General features: G+C 68.7%; 18 protein-coding genes and 7 pseudogenes. 14 read left to right on the forward strand and 11 right to left on the reverse strand.

Annotated elements, in window-relative coordinates:
• Nucleotides 1-196: 196 nt before the first annotated feature.
• From RNB18_RS31020 to RNB18_RS54150, 4 genes and pseudogenes are all read right to left on the reverse strand, one after another.
• A complete protein-coding gene (locus RNB18_RS31020) occupies nucleotides 197-631 on the reverse strand; it encodes a hypothetical protein (RefSeq protein ID WP_311717422.1) in 435 nt (144 codons plus the stop codon).
• A 98-nt stretch (nucleotides 632-729) separates the two neighbouring features.
• Nucleotides 730-1,940: pseudogene (locus RNB18_RS31025) on the reverse strand (IS110 family transposase).
• 551 nt (nucleotides 1,941-2,491) lie between these two features.
• On the reverse strand, nucleotides 2,492-4,378 hold the full coding sequence (locus tag RNB18_RS31030) for an SMI1/KNR4 family protein (RefSeq protein ID WP_311717423.1): 1,887 nt from the start codon (nucleotides 4,376-4,378) through the stop codon (nucleotides 2,492-2,494).
• 245 nt (nucleotides 4,379-4,623) lie between these two features.
• Nucleotides 4,624-4,845, reverse strand: a pseudogene (locus RNB18_RS54150) (IS110 family transposase); the annotation flags it as partial.
• A gap of 192 nt (nucleotides 4,846-5,037) precedes the next feature.
• On the opposite strand from RNB18_RS54150, the gene RNB18_RS31035 reads away from it, so the two are divergent.
• Nucleotides 5,038-5,271 (forward strand): hypothetical protein, encoded by a 234-nt coding sequence (locus tag RNB18_RS31035; RefSeq protein WP_394817698.1) that lies wholly within the window; start codon nucleotides 5,038-5,040, stop codon nucleotides 5,269-5,271.
• A gap of 4 nt (nucleotides 5,272-5,275) precedes the next feature.
• Here the strand turns inward: RNB18_RS31035 and RNB18_RS31040 are convergent, their stop codons facing one another.
• Nucleotides 5,276-6,304, reverse strand: coding sequence for a S66 family peptidase (locus RNB18_RS31040; RefSeq protein WP_311717565.1), 1,029 nt, complete (start codon nucleotides 6,302-6,304; stop codon nucleotides 5,276-5,278).
• 331 nt (nucleotides 6,305-6,635) lie between these two features.
• Here RNB18_RS31040 and RNB18_RS31045 point away from each other — a divergent pair.
• From RNB18_RS31045 to RNB18_RS31065, 5 genes and pseudogenes are all read left to right on the forward strand, one after another.
• A pseudogene (locus RNB18_RS31045) lies at nucleotides 6,636-7,506 on the forward strand (IS5 family transposase).
• Between the two features lie 432 nt (nucleotides 7,507-7,938).
• A complete protein-coding gene (locus RNB18_RS31050) occupies nucleotides 7,939-8,394 on the forward strand; it encodes a MarR family winged helix-turn-helix transcriptional regulator (protein WP_311717424.1) in 456 nt (151 codons plus the stop codon).
• Between the two features lie 29 nt (nucleotides 8,395-8,423).
• Complete coding sequence (locus RNB18_RS31055; protein ID WP_311717425.1) at nucleotides 8,424-9,302, forward strand: histidine kinase dimerization/phosphoacceptor domain-containing protein; 879 nt, start codon at nucleotides 8,424-8,426, stop codon at nucleotides 9,300-9,302.
• Nucleotides 9,245-9,718, forward strand: a complete 474-nt coding sequence (locus RNB18_RS31060) for a sensor histidine kinase (protein ID WP_311717426.1) — start codon at nucleotides 9,245-9,247, stop codon at nucleotides 9,716-9,718. The genes RNB18_RS31055 and RNB18_RS31060 overlap by 58 nt, the downstream gene beginning before the upstream one ends.
• Nucleotides 9,715-10,342, forward strand: a pseudogene (locus RNB18_RS31065) (LuxR C-terminal-related transcriptional regulator). The gene RNB18_RS31060 and the pseudogene RNB18_RS31065 overlap by 4 nt, the downstream one beginning before the upstream one ends.
• Before the next feature lie 282 nt (nucleotides 10,343-10,624).
• On the opposite strand, the gene RNB18_RS31070 reads toward RNB18_RS31065, so the two are convergent.
• The 4 genes from RNB18_RS31070 to RNB18_RS31085 all read right to left on the reverse strand — a co-directional run bounded on the left by RNB18_RS31070 (nucleotide 10,625) and on the right by RNB18_RS31085 (nucleotide 15,727).
• Complete coding sequence (locus RNB18_RS31070; RefSeq protein WP_311717427.1) at nucleotides 10,625-11,764, reverse strand: XdhC family protein; 1,140 nt, start codon at nucleotides 11,762-11,764, stop codon at nucleotides 10,625-10,627.
• A gap of 142 nt (nucleotides 11,765-11,906) precedes the next feature.
• Complete coding sequence (locus RNB18_RS31075) at nucleotides 11,907-14,093, reverse strand: xanthine dehydrogenase family protein molybdopterin-binding subunit (RefSeq protein ID WP_311717428.1); 2,187 nt, start codon at nucleotides 14,091-14,093, stop codon at nucleotides 11,907-11,909.
• Nucleotides 14,090-15,070 (reverse strand): FAD binding domain-containing protein, encoded by a 981-nt coding sequence (locus tag RNB18_RS31080; RefSeq protein WP_311717429.1) that lies wholly within the window; start codon nucleotides 15,068-15,070, stop codon nucleotides 14,090-14,092. The genes RNB18_RS31075 and RNB18_RS31080 overlap by 4 nt, the downstream gene beginning before the upstream one ends.
• Nucleotides 15,071-15,082: 12 nt before the next feature.
• Nucleotides 15,083-15,727 carry a (2Fe-2S)-binding protein gene (locus RNB18_RS31085; RefSeq protein ID WP_311717430.1) on the reverse strand — a complete coding sequence of 215 codons (645 nt, stop codon included), beginning with the start codon at nucleotides 15,725-15,727 and terminating at the stop codon, nucleotides 15,083-15,085.
• A 1,008-nt stretch (nucleotides 15,728-16,735) separates the two neighbouring features.
• On the opposite strand from RNB18_RS31085, the gene RNB18_RS31090 reads away from it, so the two are divergent.
• From RNB18_RS31090 to RNB18_RS54155, 7 genes and pseudogenes are all read left to right on the forward strand, one after another.
• A complete protein-coding gene (locus RNB18_RS31090) occupies nucleotides 16,736-17,299 on the forward strand; it encodes a MarR family winged helix-turn-helix transcriptional regulator (protein WP_311717431.1) in 564 nt (187 codons plus the stop codon).
• A gap of 272 nt (nucleotides 17,300-17,571) precedes the next feature.
• Entirely contained in the window at nucleotides 17,572-18,111 is a 540-nt protein-coding gene (locus tag RNB18_RS31095; protein WP_311717432.1) for a GlcG/HbpS family heme-binding protein, read from the forward strand.
• A gap of 399 nt (nucleotides 18,112-18,510) precedes the next feature.
• Nucleotides 18,511-18,573: pseudogene (locus RNB18_RS31100) on the forward strand (hypothetical protein); the annotation flags it as partial.
• Nucleotides 18,574-18,691: 118 nt separating this feature from the next.
• The gene (locus RNB18_RS31105) at nucleotides 18,692-18,877 is read left to right on the forward strand and encodes a hypothetical protein (protein WP_311717434.1); all 186 of its coding nucleotides are present in this window, start codon (nucleotides 18,692-18,694) and stop codon (nucleotides 18,875-18,877) included.
• 37 nt (nucleotides 18,878-18,914) lie between these two features.
• Nucleotides 18,915-19,070, forward strand: a pseudogene (locus RNB18_RS31110) (ISL3 family transposase); the annotation flags it as partial.
• A 560-nt stretch (nucleotides 19,071-19,630) separates the two neighbouring features.
• The gene (locus RNB18_RS31115) at nucleotides 19,631-19,990 is read left to right on the forward strand and encodes a transposase (RefSeq protein WP_311717435.1); all 360 of its coding nucleotides are present in this window, start codon (nucleotides 19,631-19,633) and stop codon (nucleotides 19,988-19,990) included.
• Between the two features lie 355 nt (nucleotides 19,991-20,345).
• Nucleotides 20,346-20,672 carry a hypothetical protein gene (locus tag RNB18_RS54155; RefSeq protein ID WP_449657643.1) on the forward strand — a complete coding sequence of 109 codons (327 nt, stop codon included), beginning with the start codon at nucleotides 20,346-20,348 and terminating at the stop codon, nucleotides 20,670-20,672.
• Between the two features lies 1 nt (nucleotide 20,673).
• Here RNB18_RS54155 and RNB18_RS31125 read toward each other — a convergent pair.
• Both RNB18_RS31125 and RNB18_RS31130 read right to left on the reverse strand, forming a co-directional pair.
• Nucleotides 20,674-21,006 (reverse strand): annotated as a pseudogene (locus RNB18_RS31125) (hypothetical protein); the annotation flags it as partial.
• A gap of 15 nt (nucleotides 21,007-21,021) precedes the next feature.
• Nucleotides 21,022-21,495, reverse strand: coding sequence for a carboxymuconolactone decarboxylase family protein (locus RNB18_RS31130; RefSeq protein ID WP_311717437.1), 474 nt, complete (start codon nucleotides 21,493-21,495; stop codon nucleotides 21,022-21,024).
• Nucleotides 21,496-21,694: 199 nt separating this feature from the next.
• On the opposite strand from RNB18_RS31130, the gene RNB18_RS31135 reads away from it, so the two are divergent.
• Nucleotides 21,695-21,979 carry a DoxX family protein gene (locus tag RNB18_RS31135; protein ID WP_311717438.1) on the forward strand — a complete coding sequence of 95 codons (285 nt, stop codon included), beginning with the start codon at nucleotides 21,695-21,697 and terminating at the stop codon, nucleotides 21,977-21,979.
• The last annotated feature ends 233 nt before the right edge of the window (nucleotides 21,980-22,212 follow it).

The following is a 22,212-nucleotide window of genomic DNA, read 5'->3' on the forward strand; positions in this document are numbered from 1 at the left end:
CGGGACCCGTCACGTTCCTGCTCCAGCCGCCGGAGGAGTCTGAGGTCCAGGCAGTGGCGTTGGGGAGTCTTAATGACCCAGTCAAGCGCCGTTGGCCGGGTGCTTCCGCATCAGTCTGGAGATGGCGTACCCGGATGGCCTCTGGTCTGCGGTGCCGCTGACCTGCGCCGCAACCGGCCGGGATTTTGGTATGAGCTCAGAGCTGCGGTGTCCTGGCAGCGATCTCGAACCCGGAGGACTCGTCCCAAGGAACCGCCCTCCACAGGCTCACCACGGCGGCCCAAATTCGGTGCACCAGAGCCCAGTCGGGGGTGTCCCCGCTGAGGGTGACGGTGGCTAGCAGGTCGCATCCCCAGATGCCCCGCTCGTCATTAGGCGATGCAGCGATCACAGACTCTGCGATCTCGGCTACGCCCACGTGTACTTCCAGCGTCAACAAGTCCGCGACTGGCCTGTCGCTGTCGCTACTACCAGTACCGAGCCTGAACGCGGCCACCGAATCCTCGAACGGCCCCAACCACTCGCCCACCAGACGGTCGCCGCTCTCCAGGAGGTAGTCCAGCAGGCGATCAAGCGCCTCGTCGCCTCTGTCTTCTCCAGAGCGGCAGAAGAAGCTGAGTTGGTAGACCACGATTCCCCCATCGTCTGTGCTTGACCGGAAGCTGTTTCCACTGCGTCATCATGCACGCCGCACCTGCGATCGCGGTCGGCGGAATCTTTACGAACGAGTCAAGCTGCTGTGGTGGTGCGCGTCCTTGCCGGTGGGCTCGTAGTGAAGGGGCGGTTGTCGCGGAGCAGGGCCCAGAGGACGCGGCGGCGGCCAAGGGAGATGATGGCGGGAATGTGTTTGTGACCCTGGGCTCGATTCTTCAGGTAGTAGGTGCGGTTGGGGCCGTCGCGGATGATGCTGGTCTGCGCGGAGAGGTAGAACATTGTGCGCAGGCGGCGGCTGTAGCGCTGGGGCCGGCGGAGGTTGCCGGTGCGGCGTCCGGAGTCTTTGGCGATGGGAACCAAGGCCGGCGGCGGAGGCGAGGTGACCGGCGTCGGGGTAGGCGGCCAGGTCGCCCGCGGCGACGAGGAACTCGGCGCCGCGGATGGGGCCGATTCCGGGCATCGACTCGATGACGGCTGCCTGCGGGTGGGTGTGGAAGGCGTCGCTGATCTGCCGGTCGAGCTGCTTGAGCCGTTCGTCCAGGGCCAGCACCTGCGCGGCGAGGTCTGCGGTGATGCCCGCGGCCGTGTCCTGGCCGGGCAGCTGGATGTGCTGGGCGTACGCGGCGGTGAGGCCGGTGGCGGCGACCGTTTCGGAGTGGCGCACGCCTCATGCGGCGAACCAGCGGCTGAGGCGGGCGTGGCCGCAGCGGCGCAGGGCGGCGGGGGTCTGGTAGCCAGTGAGCAGGACCAGGGCGCCTTTGTGGTCGGCGTAGTCGAAGGCGGCTTCCAGGGCGGGGCTGATGCCGGTGAGCACGTCGTGGAGGCGGTAGAGCAGACGGACCCGGTCGGCGATTAAGTCGGAGCGGTGGGTCGTGAGCAGAGCCAGGTCAGCGGCCAGGTTCGTGGGCACCTCGACGGGGGCGCAGTCCCTCCGCAGACGGGCGGTCTCGGCGATGACGTAGGCGTCACGGGCGTCGGTCTTTGCCTCGCCCCGGTAGGCGCCAGCCATGCGGTTGACCGTTCGGCCCGGCACGTAGACGACTCGTTGGTCGTGGTCGGCGAGCAGGGCCAACAACAGGGCAGGAGCGGTGCCGGTGAGATCCACTGCCCAGCGAACCTCACCGGCCAGTGCAAGGACCTCGCTCAGGCCGGCGAGGATGACGGTCTCGTCGTTGCTGACCTTCCGGCTCCAGACGGTGGTGCCGCTGTCGTCGATGGCGACCCACCAGCGGTGGGCTTCTGCTGGCGTCGATACCGACCCATAAACAGAGCACCTGTGTGGTCATGTGCGTCTCCTTGGCCTCGGACAGCGTGCCCGTTCCGGTCCGAGGGACACCGCGCCGTCAGCTCCGTAAACAGCGACCGATTCGCACATCTCAATCAGCGGCCCGAGCGTCCCGAAGAGCGGGGCGGCCACTCCACCGGAGCCAGCGGGGGCAAGCGACTTTAGAGCCACACCCCATTCTTCCGGATCGCCAAACACCTTACGGAGCGGCCTTGTTCACGAGAACGGGTTCTGGCTCAGGTTCTGTGGAGTGGTCACGGCGAGTGATCGAGCTGCTGCCGAATCGGATGCGCTGCCTGCTTGCCGTCGGTGTACCGGTCAAGATCAGGCGACCTCTCGATCCCGATGGCACCGTCGCATCATCACCCACTGTGCTCAGACCACGGACGTTGAGCCAGAGCCAGAAAGCGGCCACCCCGTGCTCAAGGGTGACCTCATACCTGCTCGGTGGATCTCCCCTCTCTTATGGCACCCGATCTGCGGGCGGGCGCCATAAGGGAGGAGTCGCCGTCGGCGGGCCCGCCTTCCTTGGACGGTGCGGGCCTGTCCGGGTCAAAGCCGATGCTGCACGACGTAGGCGTAGGCGAACCCCTCGCCTGCGCGTGGCGCCCGGGTCCAGGAGCGGGTGGTGAGGGTGGGGAGCCTGCCTTGGGTCAGCGCGAAGCGGGGGAGCGAGAGCCCGAGTTCGGTGTGCAGGGCCTCCAGTACGCGCAGTTCGGAGTCCATTTCAGAGTCCTCCGGACGGAACAGCCTTGCGGGGTCCAGGGCCTCGGGTATCGCGCCTGAGTGCTCGATCTCCGTACCCCGCACGGTAAACGCGTAGAGTTCCTCGCCCCGTTCGGCCACCGACAGGTGGAACGCGGCTGGGTGGTCGCCCGCAGACGTGCGCCTCGGCTCGCGCCACACCACCACCGCGCGGCCGGACAAGGAGGCGGCCGGAGCGGGAGACAGGAACAGCTTGCTCAAGTGGCGGTGGGAGTGGCCGTCAAAGGCGAACGCCCACCCTTCCGCAGTGCGGCCGACGGCGGCCACGGCCCGGTCCTCCCAGAGCTCCACGCCTTCGCGCTCATGGGGCTTGGGTGCCCGCCAGGACGCCTTGCGTGGATCCGTTGGTGCGCTCAGTTCGGCGCCTTCCTCGCCGATCAGCGCGGGCAGGCGGGTGGGGTTGACTCCCTCGGCCCAGACACAGCGGTATCCGTCGAAGTTCGCCCCCGAAGGCTCCGTCAGCCATACGAGGCCCGGCGGGTCGAGATCAGACACCGGCTCGGGCGCGGCTCCTGTCTCCCCGGCCCGCGGTGTCGCGAGGATTTCCCGCCCACGCTCCGGGGTGACCAGCGGACCCAGGACCGGATCGGCGAGCAGACCGATCGGGGCGATCAGCGAGGGCCCCGGGGCCTCCCACAGCGGGAGCGCGTCCCGCAGCACCCGCCACGCGGCATCGGTCGCCCCCCAGCGGGCCAGCTCCCGGGCCTCGGCGACGGCCCGGCCCCATGGGCTGGCAGGCGCGTAGCGATGGGTGCCGTCCCGCATCGTCTTCAGGACGGCCTCGGCGGTCTCCCGGGCTGCCCCGCGGGCGGCCATCATCCCCAGCCAGTGGTCGTCCCCGCCCAGCCGCCATTCGCCGCTTGCCGGCCTCATGGCCTCCACGGGCAGAATCTCCGGCAGGTAGCGCTGGTCCGCCACCAGGTTGCCGTAATCCCAGGAGCCGCGTGGAGCCAGCAGATGCCGGAGCTGGTTCAGCAGGACGGCGCTCCGAGGCCGCCCGAAGGACAGCGCCTCCTCAAGTAGAAGCAGGGCCTCCTCGTAGCGTCCGCGCAGGGCCAGCAGGCGGGCCTCCTCCATATGGGCGTCCTGGAGGCGCGTGGTCGCGTTCACGAAGTCGGGTCTCTCCGCCCGGTCGGCGTGGAAGCCGCGGTACATGGCCTCCATGTACGCGCGGAACGACGAGTAGCGGTCCGGAAATTCGCCGCTCCAGCCCTTGTAGACGTAGAGCGCCCACTCACCGTCCTGGTCGCTGTCGCCCGGGTCGAGCAGGGCGTGCGACATGTCGGAGTCCGTCTCCAGCCGCAGCGCCCGCTGCCACATCCCGGCCAGCAGGACGTCTTCCTCGCGCGGACTGTCGCCCAGACTCTGCTCGTACAGGGGGGTCATGTCGAACGGATCCCGGAACCAGTCGATGTCCGCAGCGCCGCCGAGCTGATACACCCCGGCCGTCTGGTCCACATGCCACCCGTCGCTCACGGCCAGGAACTCCCGGTACGAAGGAGGCAGCCGCCGACCCAGCCGTTCCTCGGCCGCGGCGATCGCCGCCTCGTCCGCCCCGGGTCTGCCCAGAGGGACGACGTTCTGCCCGCCGTCGTCCTCCTCGTCCGCGCGCGGAACCCACTCCTCCTGCCAACGTCCCAGGAAGCCGTGCCAGTTGAAAGACTCGCTACTCATGGCCGCATGGTGTCATCGGGCACCGACAACGGTGTCGGCCCTGTTCTGGTATAGCTGCGGCCAAGTGGCGGTTGTAGCCGTCTGCCCTGATCAGCTTCCTGGGAAGCCGTCACGGTAAATGACGGAGCTGCTGCGGCAGCGGGCTGCTCCAGCAGGGGTGACGCGGATGGGTGGCGTGGACGCTGCCGGGGATAGGGGCGCGCTCGCCGGTGTTGCAGCACCCTCCGGCCCGTAGCGGCCGACCCCGGGTGCTGTGGGAACGCTCCTTCAACCGCCTCGGCGAGCTGATCGACGGCGGTGCAGGCGGCTTCCAACTGGGCGAGGAGGGCGAGCATCTGTTTGCCAAGGGCGTCCTCGACGGTTGGCGGTTGGTGGGCCCAGGCGGCGCGGAAGATGTCGCGGATGCGGTCGGCTTCTGCCTCGATGCCGCGCTTGCGGCTGGCACGTTTGAGGGCGGCCTGGAGCTGGCTGCGGGTAATAGACCAGCGCGCCAGCCCGGGCGACCACCCCGAACGACAGCTTCGCCAGGTCGAGCAGCGTCGTGGAGTCGATGCAGTGCTCGGTCTTGAGCCCAGCCCCGAGCAGGTCCCACCCGGTGGAGAACACCGCGGTGGCCGCGAAGAGCGTGGCGGTGAACGCCAGGACCAGGACCGGTGCCGATGGAAATCGAGCGCACGATCGGCTGGTGCATGAACGCCCGCCGCAACGCACGCGACTACGAACGTCTTCCGCAGCACTCCGAAGCACATCTGAACTGGGCACTCATAACCGTGATGACCCGGTGCCTGACCCGCAAAAGCCCCCGCACCGGCTGGGCGAAAGAGGCGCACCGGAAGCGGGGAGCCGTCCTGTTGACCCGACCCACCTCGGTCAGAGCTGGGCGGCCGGTCTGATGTGTCAGTCCAAGGTCTGCGTCAGTTCGCTCCGGCTCGGCGTGTGAACGATACGGCCGTACCCTCCGTTGACGATCGGCATGTAGGGCGGTACGTGGCCGCACTCGATGTCGGCGATGATCGGCACGTTGAGAGAACCGAGTGCGTCAAGGACGGCCTCGTGCTGACTGAGGGAACGGTTGTCGGGTGCGTTGGTCCGGCCAACGAGAACCGCGTTCGCCCGGTCGAAGAACCCAGCGAGCCTCATGCCATGGAGGTTCCGGCAGATGGTGAAAGCATCGTCGCCGGCTGCCTCCACATACACGAGGAGCCCATCCGGTGACTCGTTGCGAGCGAAGGCCGAGACGTCGAGGTAGGCCGTCCCCGCGAGATTACACAGAGTTTCGATGCAGCCGCCGATCAGCCTTCCCTCGGCCTCCACGTCACCGCTCCCGTCGAGCCGGGTCCAGGCGCCCATGGAGTCGAGCGTGTACTCACGTATGTCGGGGAAGGCGGCGAAGTCGTCAAAGCCCGGGGACCGGTGGCGACCGGGCGGGGTCTGGGTGAACTGGTGCCCCCGGGGCGTTGCGACGATGTCGAGCCACGATCGCAGTCCTTCGGGCACTCGGTAGGGCGTGTCCATGAGGTTGTTGCCATGGACCGTCGCCGTCCCAGTGAGCAGAGTCATCGGCGTAATCAGGGTCGACATGTCGGAGAATCCGACGAGCCAAGTGGGCTCTGCCTCCCGCAGCCTGTCCCAGTCGAGCAGTGGTAGCAGGTCAATTGCGGTCTCTCCGCCCCACGGCGGCACGATGGCCTTGATGGTGGAGTCGGTCAGCATCGACATCAGTTCGCTCGCGCGGTCAGCGGCCGAAGCACTGACGTGCCCGGAGCCGTCCATGCACCGGCCGATGACGACCTCGTACCCGCGGTCCTGGACGTCACGAACGGCGACATCGAGGCGCCCACGCAATTCCTTCGCGACCCCGCTCGATGGAGAGGTAACACCAACACGGTCACCGGGACGCAGGGGGGACGGGTATCGAACAGCCATGCGCTGGATTTTGGCACAGCGCCATACCCGGAGGACACCGAGTTCTAAGTGCTCCAAAGGGCCCGGATGCCAGGTCACCAGGTTCAAAAACACCTAATCAGAGGTCGCTTTCATCTCTAGTGCGGTGATAACTCCGCTATTGCGCCCGCCGATGAACTGGTGCGAGTGGGGCCGCCGGGGTGGTCTTGCTTCCAGAGGCGGATGGTGTGACGTCTGGGGTGCGAGTCGGCTTACGCCTGTCTCATTCCAGGACGATCGGATCTGTGCCGTGCTTCCACCAGGCAGGATGCACGCCTGGGCGCACACCCCCGGCCGGCGGTAAGTCCAGGACATGGCCGACCGCCGTGCGTATCCGAGTGATCTGTCCGATGCCCGCTGGGAGTTGATTCAGCCGGTCCTGTCCGCGTGGCGCTTCGAACGTCGCGGCCGGGCCCTGGACTTCGGCCGGCCGCCCGAGCATGACCTGCGCGAGATCATGAACGCGATCCTCTACGTGGACCGCACCGGCGTGTAGTGGCACTACCTGCCGCACGACTTCCCGAACTGGAACACGGTCTACGGCTACTTCGCCAAATGGCAATCTGACGGCATCTTCACCCAACTCAACGGCTTACTGCGGGAGTTGGTGCGTCAGCAGGAGGGCAAACACCGTCACCCCTCCGCCTGCGTGATCGACGCCCAGAGCGTCAAGACCTCCACCTCCGTCCCCGCCAGGACACAGGGCATCGACGCGGGCAAAAAGATCGTGGGCCGCAAGCGCAGCATCATCACCAACTACCCTCGGCCTGCTGCTCGCGGTGCTGGTCACTGCAGCCGGCGTCCAGGATTCCACCGCCGGCCGACCCCTCCTGGAGCAGGCCGCCACCGACCACCCCACCCTGCGCAAGGTCTGGGTCGACGGCGGCTACCGCAAGCACTTCGTCGAGCACGCCGCAGCTCTCGGCATCGACCTCGAAATCGTCCAACGCACCCCCGGGACCAGGGGCTTCACCCCGATCCCGAAGCGGTGGACGGTCGAGCGGACCTACGGCTGGCTGATGCTCCACCGCCGCCTGGCACGAGACTACGAGACCCTCCCTGCCCGCTCCGAAGCCATGATCCACCTCGCCATGACCGACCTCATGGCCCGCCGCCTCACTGGCGAGAACACCATCTCCTGGCGCGACCTGACATCACCCAACCAACTACGCATACCAGGATGAAACAACGGGAGGAAACGACCTCTGGGGAGCTCCTGCACCACCCGGGCAGACGGCCAGGCCCGTACCTGGCGAAACGGGAGTGCGCACAGCCGGTCACCTTCACCAGACAGGCAGGCCCACGGCACAGACTTCCTCCATCAGCGCGTCGGTGTTCCGCGCCCCGGCTGCGGGTGCCGTGCGCCGTGATCATCCGGAGCGCCTCTGACTTTCTCCGACCTTCTCGGACCTGGGGGCATCGCCTCGCTTCGATGAAGGCGCTGATGACGACGGACTCTCCGGTCGCCAAACGCGACGGTGCTGTTTCTGGCGGGACCCGTGCCTCGCGATGCACGGCATCAGCCACTCTGCGGAACGGCCGTGCCCTCTTCGGCCTTCAATTGACTTATGGGTATCAGGTCATTGAGGCCTGCCCAGGTGTCGTATTGTCGCCGCGTGAGACACGATGACGAGTGGCCCGTCGCTGCCAGCGCACTGGAGCGGGTGACGTGGGCGCTTCGGCGGGCCGAGTGGGCGGTGCAGGCCCGGAAGGATCAGCGGCTACGACCGCTGGGTATGGCGGCCGCGCAGTACACCCTGCTCATGAACGTCCACAGCGACCCCGGCCTGACCGGCGCGGAACTAGCCCGCCGCCTGAACGTCACCCCGCAAGCCGTGGCCTCCCAGGTGGCCCGTCTGGAGGAGCGCGGCCAACTGGCACGCCGGCCCCACCCGCGCCACCGCCACGTGCAGGAGCTTCACCTCACCGACGCCGGCCGCGCCTCCCTGCGCGACGCCGACGCGGTGATCGTGGGGATCGAGCAGCTGATCGCCGAGAAGCTGGGGCCCAAGAAGGCCGCACAGCTGAGGGCACTGCTCGACGAGGTGGCCGACGTGGTCCGGGAAGCATGAGCCGGTGGGCCCGCCGATCCTCGACCCCCTTGACCTCCAGATTCTGCAGGCGCTGCAGCTCGACGGGCGAGCCCCGGCTCGCGGTGTTCGCCGCTCACCCACCCTTGCTGGACGCCGCCCTCGCCACCCTCGTGGGCGGTTTCGGCCTGCTGCCCCTGCTGTTCGGACGGTGGCCCGACAGCGTACGTCCCTCGGGTGCCGACGCCGTCGCCGCGGCGGCTGCGTTCCTGCTTGTGCTGGCCCGCCGCCGGGCACCGCTGCCTGTCCTGGCGCTGGCGGTGCTCGGGGAGGTGGCCTTCACCGTCCTGGAGTCGTATCCGTCGCGGGTTCTGAAGATGGCCGCGTTGATCGCGGTCTACACCGTGGCCGGAACGGTCCGTCGGCGGATCGTCTTGATCGCCGTCTCGGGCACGGCCCTTGCCCTGTACGCCGTCATCACCTACGCGACGGATTCGGCCACCGGCCCGGAGGCCGGCGCCGTGTTCGCCTGGACCGGGATGTTCGCCGCCGTCGGGACCACCGTACGCACCTGGCACGCCTATGCCGCCGCGATGGAGGAGCGAGCGCTGCGGGCGGAGGCGACCAAGGAAGAAGAGGCCCGCCGCCGGGTCGCCGAAGAGCGGCTGCGTATCGCGCGGGAACTCCACGATGTGATCGCCCACTACATCGCCCTGATCACCATTCAGGCGGGGGTGGCCATCGCTTCCTGCGAGGCCGGCCGGATCAGGCCGAGGTGGCGCTCGGCCACATCCGTGACGCCGGCCGCATGGTCCTGGACGAACTGGGCCCGCTCCTGCACGTACTGCGACAGTCCGGCGACGAGACGGACGAGGCCCCACCGACCGATCCCGTGCCCGGCCTGTCCCGCCTCGGAGGGCTCCTCGAATCGCTGGCCGCGGCCGGGCTGAGCGTCCGCCATCGGCAGGCCGGCCACCCGCGCTCCCTGCCGACCGCCATCGACCTGGCCGCCTACCGCATCATCCAGGAAGGGCTGACCAACGCCCACAAACACGGCGCGACCGCCGAGGCTGACCTGTTCCTCGATTACGGGCCTGAGGAACTGCGTATCCGGATCACCAACCTGCCGCACGTCGGCCCGTCCCCGGCGTCGTCCGCGACGCGCGCCGGACACGGGCTGATGGGCATGCGCGAGCGTGCCCACGCACTCGGCGGCAGCCTTCATGCCGGTGCAGGCGCCGACGGTCGATTCCGCCTCGCCGTACATCTACCGCTGCCCGCAGCCGGACCACCGACCGACACCCGCGCATCAGAACGGTCCGGCACGGCCCTGCGCGCGACCGCCGCCAAGGGGAGCCGGGGATGACCATCCGCGTTCTGCTCGTCGACGACCAGGCCCTGGTACGCACCAGCTTCCGCATGCTCATGGAGTGTGAGCCGGACTTGGAGGTCGTCGGAGAGGCGGCGACGGGCGAGGAGGCGGTCAGACTGGCTCGCAGCACGTGGGCCCGACTTCGTGCTGATGGTCCGGATGCCCGACATGGACGGCCTCGCCGCCACGCGCGCCATTTCGGCGGACGAAGACCTCGCGGGCGTACGGGTGCTGATCCTGACGACCTTCGAAGCCGACGAGCACGTCTTCAAAAGCATGGACCTCTCCTACCTCCTCGACGCCATCCGGCTGGTCGCCCGCGGAGAGTCGCTGCTGTCGCCCAGGGCGACCAAGGCACTCATCGCCCACTACCTCACCACACCCGACAAGACGAGCACTCCGGCCCCGGAGCTGACGAGCCTGACCGGACGCGAACGCCAAGTGCTCGGCCTCGTGGCCGGCGGCCTCTCCAACGACGCTATCGCCGAACAGCTCCACATCTCGCCCTGGGCCGCCAAGACCCACGTGAACCGCATCATGGCCAAGCTCGACGTCCGCGCCCGCGCCCAATTGGTCGTGATCGCCTACCAGACCGGCTACGCCCACCCCAGCGCATGACCGACAGAGGCGTACTGGCAAGTGCCCGACCGTGCAACCACCCGCCCCAGGGGCGCATGTATCGGCGCTTCGGGGCCGGGTTCATCTCGGGGCCGTACGGCCGACGCAGACAAGGCACCATGGTCGTCGAGGGTCGCGGGTCGCGGGTCGCCCAGGTGACTCCGACCTGGATCTGGTACTGGCCCATGAAGGCCGGGTTCGCGTCGAGGGACCACCGACCCATCCCGGCCCGAACGGCGGCGCCAGTTGCCCGTCAACTGCCGGGCGGCGGCTGCATGGGGCTCACACCGCCGTCGCCAGGCCGGGCAGAGCCCGCGCGGGACGGTGGATGGGGCCGGTGCCGTGCGACAGAGGCCGGCCCGTGCCGCGGTTGGCGTGGGCGATGATCTCCGCCGTGATGGAGATCGCGGTCTCCTCGGGAGTCCGGGCGCCGATGTCCAGGCCGATCGGTGAGTGCAGACGGACCAACTGGTCCTGGGTGACGCCGGCTTCCTGGAGCAGGTCGATGCGGTGCTCGTGTGTGCGTCGCGAGCCCATGGCGCCGACGTAGCCGACGGGGAGGGTCAGTGCCAGACGCAGTAGGGGAATGTCGAACTTGGCGTCGTGGGTGAGGACGCAGACGGCGGTACGAGCGTCCACCTCGGCATCGCGCAGGTAGCGGTGGGGCCAGTCGACGACCACCTCGTCGGCGTACGGAAATCGGGCGGGGGTGGTGAAAGCGGGGCGGGCGTCGCAGACGGTGACCGAGAAGCCGAGGAAGTGGCCGGCCTGGCTGAGGGCGGAGGCGAAGTCGACGGCACCGAAGATCAGCATGCGGGGGCGGGGTGCGTGGGTGTGGACGAGCACGGACAGCCGCTCGGGGCAGGTGTCGGCGTCACCACCGACCTCGATGCGGGCTGTGCGGCCCGCCCGCAGGAGCGCGCGGGCATGCGACACGACCGCCCGGTCCTCGCTCTCTTCGCCGAGAGTGCCGTCGTGGGGCCCTTCGTCGGGGACGTGGAGCGTACGTCCGACGAACTCGTCGGGGCCGTCGACGACATGGGCCACGGCCGTGGGGTGCCCCGCCAGCACGGCTTCGAGTGCGGCTACAAGGTGGGGCTCCGCTGCGGGATCCACACGCTGTACCAGGACCTCGATCTCGCCGCCACAGGTCAGGCCTACGGCGAAGGCGTCGTCGTCGGCGTAGCCGAAGCGGGCGCGAGTGGGCGGCCCGCCGTGTGCGAGGACATGTCGGCCCAGTTCATAGACCGCCGCTTCGACACAGCCGCCGGAGATGCTGCCGACGGCGGTGCCGTCCGTGTCGACGGCGAGTGCGGTACCGACGGGCAGGGGTGCACTCCCACTGACGTGGACGACGGTGGCGAGGCCGAAGGGGCGGGCCTCGCGGCACCACTTGTGCAATGTGTCCGCGATGTTCAGCATGGCGGGCTTTCGTGAGGTGGGGTGATTTCTGGGAACCGCCGCCGCGTCCTAGGGGAGGAGGACACGGCGGCGGCCGCTGGTGCCCGCGGTGTGGCGTACAAGGCTGCCGTGGGTGCCGGTGGCGGACCGGTCACCCATGCGCTCAGAGCAGGGCTTCGGCGGTGATGGGCAGTTCGCGGATGCGGCGGCCGGTGGCGTTGAACACCGCGTTGGCGATGGCGGGCGCCACTCCGACGATGACGATCTCACCGAGTCCCTTGACGCCGATGGGGTCGGCTTCGCGGTCCTCCCCATCGATGAAGATCGCCTTCAGGTCGTGGATGTCGGCGTGGCTCGGCACGAGGTAATCGGCGAAGTTCGCGTTGACGATCCGGCCGTCGCGGTGGTCGGTGACCGTGTGCTCGAGGAGGGCCTGACCTATCCCGCCGGTCATGGCACCGATGGCCTGGCTGTCGGCGAGCCTCGGGTTGATGATCCGAGCAGCGTCGTACACGCCCACCATGCGCCTCACCCGTACCAGACCGAGGTGGGCGTCGACGGCCACCTCGGCGAACAGCGCGGAGTAGGCGTAGAGAGAGAACTTCTCCGGTTCCGGCGCCCCGGCGTACGAGCCGAGCACTTCGAGGTACGTCTGGTCGTTGCGTGCCAGGAGCTGCTGGTATGTCTCCCCGCGGGTGGGCTCGTCCTTCACATACAGCCGGCCGCCTCGTACGACGATGTCGGCGGCGTCGGCACCGTACAGCGGTGATCCCTCGTCCTTGACCGCGAGCGTGATCGCCTGCTTGCGCAGCTTGTCGCAACCGTCCTGGACGGCGGAGCCGACACTGGCCATGGTCATCGAGCCGGCGTGGACAGGGGCCGGGGGCATGAGGGAGTCACCGAGCCGGAAGGTCACCTGGCGCATGGTCAGGCCGAGGGCGTCGGCGGCGACCTGGCTCATGGACGTGGCCGTGCCGGGACCCATGTCGCTGGTCGAGGACTGCACCAGGGCGGTGCCGTCGGCGTCGAGCCGGACCGAGGCCTGGGCCTCGCTGCGCGCGGTGTCGTAGACACCGGCGGCCATGCCCATACCGATGAGCCAGTCGCCGTCACGCGTCGAGCGGGGCTTGGGGTTGCGCCGGTGCCAGCCGAACTCGCGAGCGCCCGCGCGGTAGCAGTCGCGGAGGCGGCGGGTGGAGAACGGCAGGTTGCTGGACTCGTCGTCGGACGGTTCGTTGCGCAACCGCAGCTCGATCGGGTCCACGCCCAGTTCGTGGGCGAGTTCGTCCATGGCCGACTCGACAGGGTAGGCACCGCTGGCGTATCCGGGGCCGCGCATGAACCACGGCGTGCTCACGTCCAGCGGGACGTGGTCGTACGCCTGGCGGACGTTGGGCGTGCTGTAGAGCATGCGGCCTGGGACGAGAACGCTTTCGCTGTAGGTCTCGTAGCGGGAGGACTCGGCGCGGACGTCGTGCGTCGACGCGGTCAGGCGGCCCTGTCGGTTGGCGCCCACGCGCAGTTCGTACTCATACGCGGGCCGGAATCCCACGGCGAAGTACATCTGCCGGCGGGTGAGGACGAGCTTCACCGGGCGTTTCACCTCGCGCGCGGCCATGGCCGCGATGACGGAGTGCACCCAGGTGCGGGCGGCGTTGCCGAAAGCGCCGCCGACGAACGGCGAGATGACGCGGATGTGGTCCGGCGGGATGCCGAACTCGCCGGACAGGGAGAACACGGTGCCCTGCACATACTGGGTCTTCTCCCAGACGGTCAGCCGGTCGCCATCCCAGTGGGCGACGATGCCGGCCGGTTCCATCGGGTTGTGGTGGTTGCGGGCCGTCCGGTACGTGCCCTCCAGCCGGACAGCGGCGGAGTCCAGGGCCCCGTCGGCGTCGCCGCGGGCATAGGTCTGGGTTTCGCCGGCGGCGTCGGCTTCGCTCAGATCGGTCGAGGAGGCCTCGGCTGCGTAGGAGATCTTCACCAGGCTCGCGGCGTGCTGTGCGCTCTCCAGTGTGGTCGCCACCGCGACCGCGACCGGCTGTCCGAAGAACTGGACCCGGTCGTCCTGGAAGGCGCGCAGCGGCTTGCCCGGCGGGAACCGCCCTTCGACGGGCGGCAGCTTGGGCGCGTTGACGTGGCTGATCACCTTCAGCACGCCGGGCTGGGCTTCGGCGGCGCGGGTGTCGACGCCCGTGATCCGGCCGCGGCCGATGCTGCTTTCCACGATGACCGCGTGCACGACTCCGTCGGGGCTATTGTCGGCGGCGTACTTCGCTCCCCCGGTCACCCTCAGCCGTGCGTCGACCCGAGGCAGCCCCGCACCGACTGCCGCCTGCGGCTGGCTCATTTGATGCCTCCTACGGTGCGCAGCTGGCGCTCGACGGTGCGCTTGAGCAGCTCGGGCTTGAAGCCGTTGTGCGTGAGCGGGTGGGCCCCGTCGGCCGCATGCTCGGCGGCCTCGGCCCACAGCCGGTCGGAGGGGCGTTCGCCGATGAGGTGGCCCTCGACGGCGGGCAGCCTCCACGGCACGGTGCCCACACCGCCGGCGGCGACCTTCGCCTCGCGGATGACGCCGCCGCGGATGTGCAGCGCGACCGCGGCCGAGGTGAGCGCGAACTCGTAGGACTGGCGGTCGCGCACTTTCAGGTAGCCGGACTTCAGCGGGCGGGCATGAGCCGGGATTTCCACCGTGGTGATCAACTCGCCCTTGCGCAAGGCCTGTTCACGGTTCGGCGTGCTGCCCGGCTGAAGCAGGAAGTCGGCGAAGGCGACACGGCGCTCCCCGTCCGGGCCCAGCAGGTGCACCGTCGCCTCCAGTGCCGCAAACGCCACGGCGACGTCGGAAGGGTGGGTGGCCACGCAGTGGTCCGAGGTACCGAGGATCGCGTGGCTGCGGTTGTAGCCGCGCAGCGCGGCGCACCCGGAGCCCGGCTCGCGCTTGTTGCAGGCAGCCGTCACGTCACGGAAGTACGTGCACCGGGTGCGCTGCATGATGTTGCCGCCGATGGTCGCCATGTTCCGCAACTGCGCCGACGCGCTCAACTCCAGCGCCTCGGAGATGACGGGATACAGGACACGCACCTTGGGGTGGGCGGCGGCCTCGGCCATGCGGACCAGGGCACCGATGCGCAGGCCCCCGCGCTCGGTGACGGTGACCTCGCGCAGCGGCAGAGTGCTGATGTCGACCAGCCAGCCGGGGCGTTCGACGGTCTCCCGCATCAGGTCGACGAGTGTGGTGCCGCCGGCGATGTAACGCCCGCCGCGCCAACCCGCGTTGAGGGCCTCACGCATGTCCGCGGCCTTGGTGTAGGTGAAGGGATACATGGAGAGCGGTCCTCACTTCCGGCCGGCGGCCTGCTCGACCGCCCGCTCGATCTTCACGTAGCAGCCGCAGCGGCAGAGGTTGCCGCTCATCCACTCCCGGATCTCCTCCGGCGAGCCGGTGTGACCCTCCTGGATGCACCCGACGCCGGACACGATCTGGCCCGACGTGCAGAAACCGCACTGGAAGGCGTCCTGGTCGATGAACGCCTGCTGCAGCGGGTGGAGCCGGTCACCCTGTGCCAGGCCCTCGATCGTGGTGACCTCGGCGCCTTCCAGTCGCACGGCGAGCGTCAGGCAGGAATTGACCCGGCGTCCGTCGACCAGGACCGTACAGGCGCCGCAGGCACCGGCGTTGCAGCCTTTCTTGGAGCCGGTCAGGTCGAGATGCTCGCGCAGCAGGTCCAGCAGCGAGGTGCGGTTGTCGACCGTGACGGTGCGCCGGACGCCGTTGACCGTCAAGGAGAGGCGGCTGCCTGGCGGCCCCTCGGCGGCAACCGCTCCCTCGGCGGCGAGCGCGTGCGGCGCCGCGATCAGGCCGCCTGCCACGGCGGCCCCTCCGACAACAGTGGTCGTGGCGATGAAGGTACGCCGGGTGGGTGGCTGTGTGGGGGACTCGCCGGGGGGAGTCACGACTTGGGGGGGACGTTCGGTGGACATGTCCACTCTCCCTCAGTGTGGGGTGCGGGTGGTGGTCAGAGGCGTATGAATGGCCGAGCCGCACCGCGAAGACGTGTGCGGGCTGCTGTTCCCGCTGGCGTGATGGCAGGAGATGGGTGGTGCCGCCGGACAGCAGGGCGGATTCGGCAGCCAGGGGCGTGTCGAGCGCGGGACACGTGTCTTGCAGGCCCGGTAGGTCCACCCATTCCCTCGGGCGCAGCCCGGCGAGGTCTGCTGAGCGGCGCGAAGCCGCCGACTCCGGCGGGGCCTTCCAACAGCCGAACGTCACCGGCGGTCAGCCGGTCGGCCGCTGCTGTGTCGGCCCGGCGCAGCTCGATGGCCATGCTGTTCGGCCGGTCCGCCCGCAGGGCCACCGAGAGGAAGGCGCAGACGTCTGCCAGCGTCGCGGCACACGCGTCACCGCCGTCCGAGGAGCCGCCGGTGATCAGGGCCAGGGTTCGGTGCACCCGCCCAGCATTAACCCCTTGATTCACACCAAGCAAGTCTAATTGCATCAAGCATCTTTACACTCACTTCCCGATGACTCAGCGCCCTTGTCCAATCAGGGGTCGTCGGGGAGGACAGCCGACAGAGCGCTACACCCTGCCGCGTCCGCACTCAGGACGCCACCGTTCGGCCGTGGGACCGATCACGGGTAGTCGAGGCACTCGACGGTTTCAAGGTCATGCCGATCGCGTCGGACCGCGAGGAACGCTCCCTGCCCCCGTTCGCCGCGTTTCGGCGACAAGTCGCATGCTTCTCGCGCCGGTTCGCCGGTAGCGCGGCTTCAGGCTCGGCGCGGAGTGAGCTGGCGGGGCAGGCCGAAACGGTGCGGAAGAGGTGCTGGTCTCGGCCTGGCCGCAAATCCAGGACCGTCGACGTGCGGTCCTCGGCGGCACCCCCGGCATGAGCCCCCGTCGCGGCATCACCGGAGGGAAAGCGCACCCCTCATCATCGCCGGCGCCGCGTACGTCTTGGTCGTAGTTGCCTTGCCCATAGAATCTGCTCATGGCCAAGAACCGCGCCGTGAAGCGGACCCGCAGCGCACCCGCCGGCGAACACAGCGTCGGCGGGCAGACCGAGCCGGCAGAGGATAGCGAGGCTGCGGAATCGGTCCGGTGGCTGAACGAGGAGGAACTCCACGCCTGGATGGCCCTGGCCGGGATGATGAGCACGCTGCCCGCGGCAATGGATCGGCAGCTCCAGCGCGACGCCGGGCTCACACACTTCGAGTACCAGGTCTTCGTAGGCCTGTCCCGGGCCCCCGAGCGCACCCTCCGCATGAGCGAGCTGGCCGACTTCACCGCGGGTCAGCTGCCGCGTCTGTCCCAGGTCGCGGCCCGCATGGAGCGGCGCGGCTGGCTCACCCGCCGCCCTGATCCCACCGACGGCCGTTACACCCTGGTCGGCCTGACCGACGCAGGTATGGCGAAGCTCGAGGCCAGCGCCCCGGGTCACGTCAGCGCGGTCCGCCGCCTCGTCTTCGACAGCCTGTCCCCCGCGCAGGTGCGTCAGATGGCCCAGATTGCGCGGCGGATCGTGCAGGCAGCGGGCAGCGCCGAACTCCACTGAGCCTTCAAGCCGTGACGTCTCAGTTCAGGCACGAGACATGACTTCATGCATGAAGTGCATCACTCGACACATCGCTTGCGTCATGAAGTGATGCCGGATATAACTTCATGCATGAAGTGATCGGGAGGGTGCGGCGACCACGCCATCTCCTGCCGTCCACATCAGGCACCCATGGTCACCGACAACGTCCTGCCCGTCGACGCGGGCAGGACGCCCAAGAACGCCTCCGAGATGCCTAAGAACGTTCCGCACACAGACGCAGGAGCAAAGTCATGACAGAAGAGTCCGGAAACACCCTGGCCACGAGGCGCGGAATGCTTGGGATGGCGGGGGCGGTCGCGGGCGGACTGGCAGTCAGCCAGATGGCTGCCGGCAGCGCCTCAGCCGCCACCGGCAGCATGGGATCGACCGCCACGCGGACGATCAGCCTGACCCAGGCCCAGCGGCTCGCCGAGGCCGCCATCCGCTACGTGCGCGCCCACCCCAACCTCCCCCCCATGTATGTGCTGGTCGTCGACTCCGCCGGCGAAGCCAAGGCATCCCTTCGCATGGACAACAACAGCCCGGCGGCGGCCGCGTTGGTTCCGCAGAAGGCACACACCGCGCGCACCTACCGGACCGCCACCGCCGACCTGGCCTCCAACATCAAGGACCCGGGCCAGATCGCCTCCCTCGTCGCCGGTGGCGCCAGCCTGCTGGCCGGCGGTCGACCGATCTTCGAGAACAGTCAGTTCATCGGCGCCCTCGCCGTCGGCGGAGGCACCCCGGCCCAGGACGACGAGGTCGCCCGCGCGGCGCTGGGCGCACTCTGACTCCCTGACGAGAAGGCACGCCATCCTCACCCCTGCACACCTCATGCAGGGCCGCCTGCCTCCTCATCAACGCGGAGATCCCAGTCCGCGCCTGCCGGCCTGCCCCGCTGCAACCGTGGCCGGCCGGCTCACCCCCAGCCCGGCCACCGTGACACCTCAGTCGGTGCATCGCCGCCAGGCCTGTCGGCGTACAAGCGAACGTGGCCCTGGCAAGATTTTCGTGAAGCGGGAGTGTGCCTCCGTGCGCCGGTGACGCTACGTCACCGGTAACGGGACCGTCTGCGAGTGTGTGATGACCTCGTACGGATTATGTCTCCGCACCTGGATGTGGTGCGGGTGGAGCGGGTGTGGTCGGCGGGCGGCGTGGTCCGTATCGTCGCTCGGACACGCGAGTTGACGATGGCGTGTCCGGACTGCGGGCGCGGATCGGCGCGGGTGCACAGCCGGTACTCCCGCACGCTGGCCGATGTCGCTGCCGGTGGGCGCGCGGTGGTGATCACCCTGGCGGTGCGGCGCGCTTGTTCTGTGACAGTCCGAGCTGCGGCGGCGGACGTTTACCGAGCAGGTAAAAGGGCTGACGGTGCGGTACCAGCGTCGCAGTCCGCTGCTGCAGCACCTGGTGGAGATGGCCGGAGTGCTGCTCGCCGGCCGTGGCGGGGCTCGGCTCCTGCACATTCTGAAGGCGCCGCTGTCGCGGACGAGTGTGCTGTTCCAGCTGATGCGCATGCGGCTGCCGTCGATCGCGACACCGCGAGTGCTGGGATGACTTCGCGTTGTACGCGGACGCCTACGGCACGCTGCTGGTGGATGCCGACACGCGGTTGGCGATCGAGCTGTGGGCCGGGCGCGATGCCGAGCAACTGGCCTCCTGGCTGCGTACGCATCCCGGCGTCGAGGTGGTGTGCAGGGACGGCTCACTGGTCTACCGGCAGGGCATCACCGACGGCGCCCCAGAAGCGGTGCAGGTCAGCGACCGCTTGCACCTCTGGCAGGGATTGTCGAAGCGGGTCTCGGACATTGCCGCCGCGCACCGCGGGTGTCTGTCCGCCGCCATACCTGAATCCGAACCTGCCTCACCACCGGCGGCAGAACCATTCGAGACAGCTGACTCTCCTGCTCGCCTCCACGCCAAGCGGCTGTTCGAGGCGGTGCACGCGGCCTCCCACTCCGGCCGCTCGCTCAGCGCGATAGCCCGCGAGCTGGGCCTGAACCGACGCACCGTTGCCAAGTACGCACGTGCGACCTCCTGGCAGGACTGCGTACGCCGCACTCCGCCCCGCCGGTCCACGAGCCTCGATCCGTATCTGGAGCATCTGCGTCAGCGTTGGGAGGAAGGCGAGCACACTGCGACGGTGCTGCACCAGGAGATCGTCGCCAAGGGCTACGGCGGCCACTATCAGAGAGTCAAAATGGCCATTGCCCCCTGCGTCGCGGTCTGCCGATCGACACACCGCGCGAGCGGCCACCCTCGCCCCGCCAGGTCGCCCGTTGGATCACCACCACGCCGTCTCGGCGCAGCTTGCACGCCACCGAGGCGCTTCGGCGGTTGCTTGAGCACTGCCCGGAGCTGGACCGGACCCACGACCTGGTGCGGCAGTTCGCGTCAATGCTCGATGCGCGCGACGCCGCCCCACTGCCGGACTGGCTAGACCACCTCGCGGTCTCCCGCCTCCCGGCGCTGGACGGCTTGGCCAAGGCAATCCGCGAGGACCAGCACGCAGTCGTTCAGGGGATCACCACCCCGTTCAACTCCGGCGTCAATGAAGGCCGGATCACGGATCTGAAGCTTCAGAAGAGGATCATGGCTGGCCGTGCCGGAGTTCCGCTCCTGCGTCACCGCGTCATCCTCATGGCCGGACTCCGACGCAGCTACCCGTGACGGAACGTCACCGGCGCACAGAGGCACACTCCCGCTTCACGGAAATCTTGCCAGGGCCTCGAGCGTGCACCAACTCCTACGGACGAAAGTGCACCATTCTTGATGCGGTGACGGGGTGTCGGCCGTGAGTCTGCTGCTGTCGGTTCGGGGTGGCAGGGAGGCTGACGGTGCTCTTGGATCTGCATCGCTGGCTGGAGTTGAGGCGGTTTCGTCCGCTGTATGAGTCCGGTGCGATGAGCTTGCGGGAGATCTCGAAGGAGACGGGGCTGAACCGCCGGGCGTCAGCAAGTACCTCAACGATGCCGCATCGGTTGCGCCGCCGAAAAGAGAAGCAGCAGGTCAGCGTCCTCGGCGGGTGGTGGACGAGGTCGCGCCGCTGATCGACGCGATGCTCAGGTCCGAGATCCTGCTCCAGGGAAGGTTGATCCAGGAGCGCCTGGCACAGGAGTACGGAGTCACGATCAACTACGAGCGGGTGAAGCTCTATCTGGAGGAGGCCCGGCCCCGGATGGCGGAGGAACTGGGCATCAGCCCGGGTGAGCTGGCGGGCCTGCACCGGCGGTTCGAGGTCGTCCCGAGTGCTCAGGCCCAGGTCGATTGGGGCGACGAGGGCAAGATCCTCGTTTGGGCGGGCGCGACACCGTCCATTGCCGTCCGCTGTCGCGCAGGATCTGCTCGGTGACGGCGAGGTCGGCGTAGTGCCGGCCGAACATGGCCCGGGTCAACGGGACTCCCAGGTGGCGCATGAAGAAGCCGTCGCCGGGATCGTGCCTGGGTGGCGTCGGCCGGCCCGGCAGCGGCACCGGTCCGACGGGTGCAGCGCTGACGATGATGATCCGCCGGACGTGCTCGGGCTGCATCGCCGCGACGATCGCGCGGGTACCACGGGAGGTGATGCCCGCGTCCGCGCGCGGGTTTCGCGGGCCGAGCGCGGACAGTAGACAACGCCCGCGCCCGGGACGACCTGATGGCCTTGAGCATGGCGTCCCGGTCCCGGCAAGCCTGACCCGGGCCATTGGTGCGGTGGCGGTTCAGTGGAACTGGCCGACCTGGTAATCGCCGGCCGGCTGCTGGGTGATGATGTTCAGCCGGTTCACCGTGTTCATGAACGAGACCAGCAGCACGAGGGCCGTGAGCTGCTCCTCGTCATAGTGCTGGGCGGCACGCGCCCACACGTCGTCGCTGACCCCGGTGGCTGCGTCCGCGACCCGGGTCCCCTGCTCCGCCAATGCGAGCGCGGCGCGTTCAGCCTCGGTGAAGACCGTTGCTTCCCGCCAAGCCGCTATCAAGTTCAGCCGCACCGGGCTCTCGCCGGCCGCGGCGGCTTCCTTGGTGTGCATGTCGATGCAGACCGCGCAGCCATTGATCTGGCTCACGCGCAGCGCCACCAACTCCTGCGTCGTAGCCGGCAGCGGCGATTCCTTCAGCTCCCGGCCGACCGACATGAAGTACTTGAGCGCCTTGCCGGCGGTCGGGCTGGCGAAGTAGTTCAATCGCGCGTCCATCGTGTGCTCCTCCACGTTCGTCGATGCCTTCACCCCCGAGACGAGGCGGCCCTCACGCCTGTGACACGACGCGGTGTGACCCACGTCTCTCCGCTGACCGAACTCGGGATGTCACTACCCGAGTCGCTGCCTCGTCTCGGGTACGGAAGTCCTCGATCAGGGTGTTGATGATGAACGTCGCGCTGTGGATCATCGCTGGGTGCTCGCCGATGTCTGCCTGGTGGGCAGCTCCAAGATGTTCGTGCCGCAGGAGAAGCTGGCCGCGATGGGCTCCTCTGCGCAGTGGGTCCTGGAGTTCAGCCCCGGGACGCTCAAGGCCATCGGCGCCGTCGAGCTGTTGGCTGCGGTCGGCCTGATTCTGCCCGCGGTGCTCGACATCGCGCCGGTGCTGGTGCCGCCGGCCGCCACCGGACTCTGCTGTTCGCCTGCACGGTCACCATGCGTCTGCGCCGTGGCGAGAAGGCCACGATCGCCCTCGACCTGATCTACCTCGCCCTTGCCGCCTTCATCGCATGGGGCCGTTTCGGCCCCGAGTCCTTCACCGGCTGACCACCGGCGCATATCAGTCGAGCGCCGAAGTGCCGGGCACACTCCAGGTCGTACCGATACACCTACCAGCCAACGGAGTTGGCTACGACGTCACTCTTTTCAGCAATGAACACCGCCTACTACAACAGCTTCGTCGCTATTGAACTTGCGGCGCGCCGCACAAAGAAC

This window comes from Streptomyces doebereineriae, from assembly GCF_031845645.1.
Classification (GTDB): domain Bacteria; phylum Actinomycetota; class Actinomycetes; order Streptomycetales; family Streptomycetaceae; genus Streptomyces; species Streptomyces canus.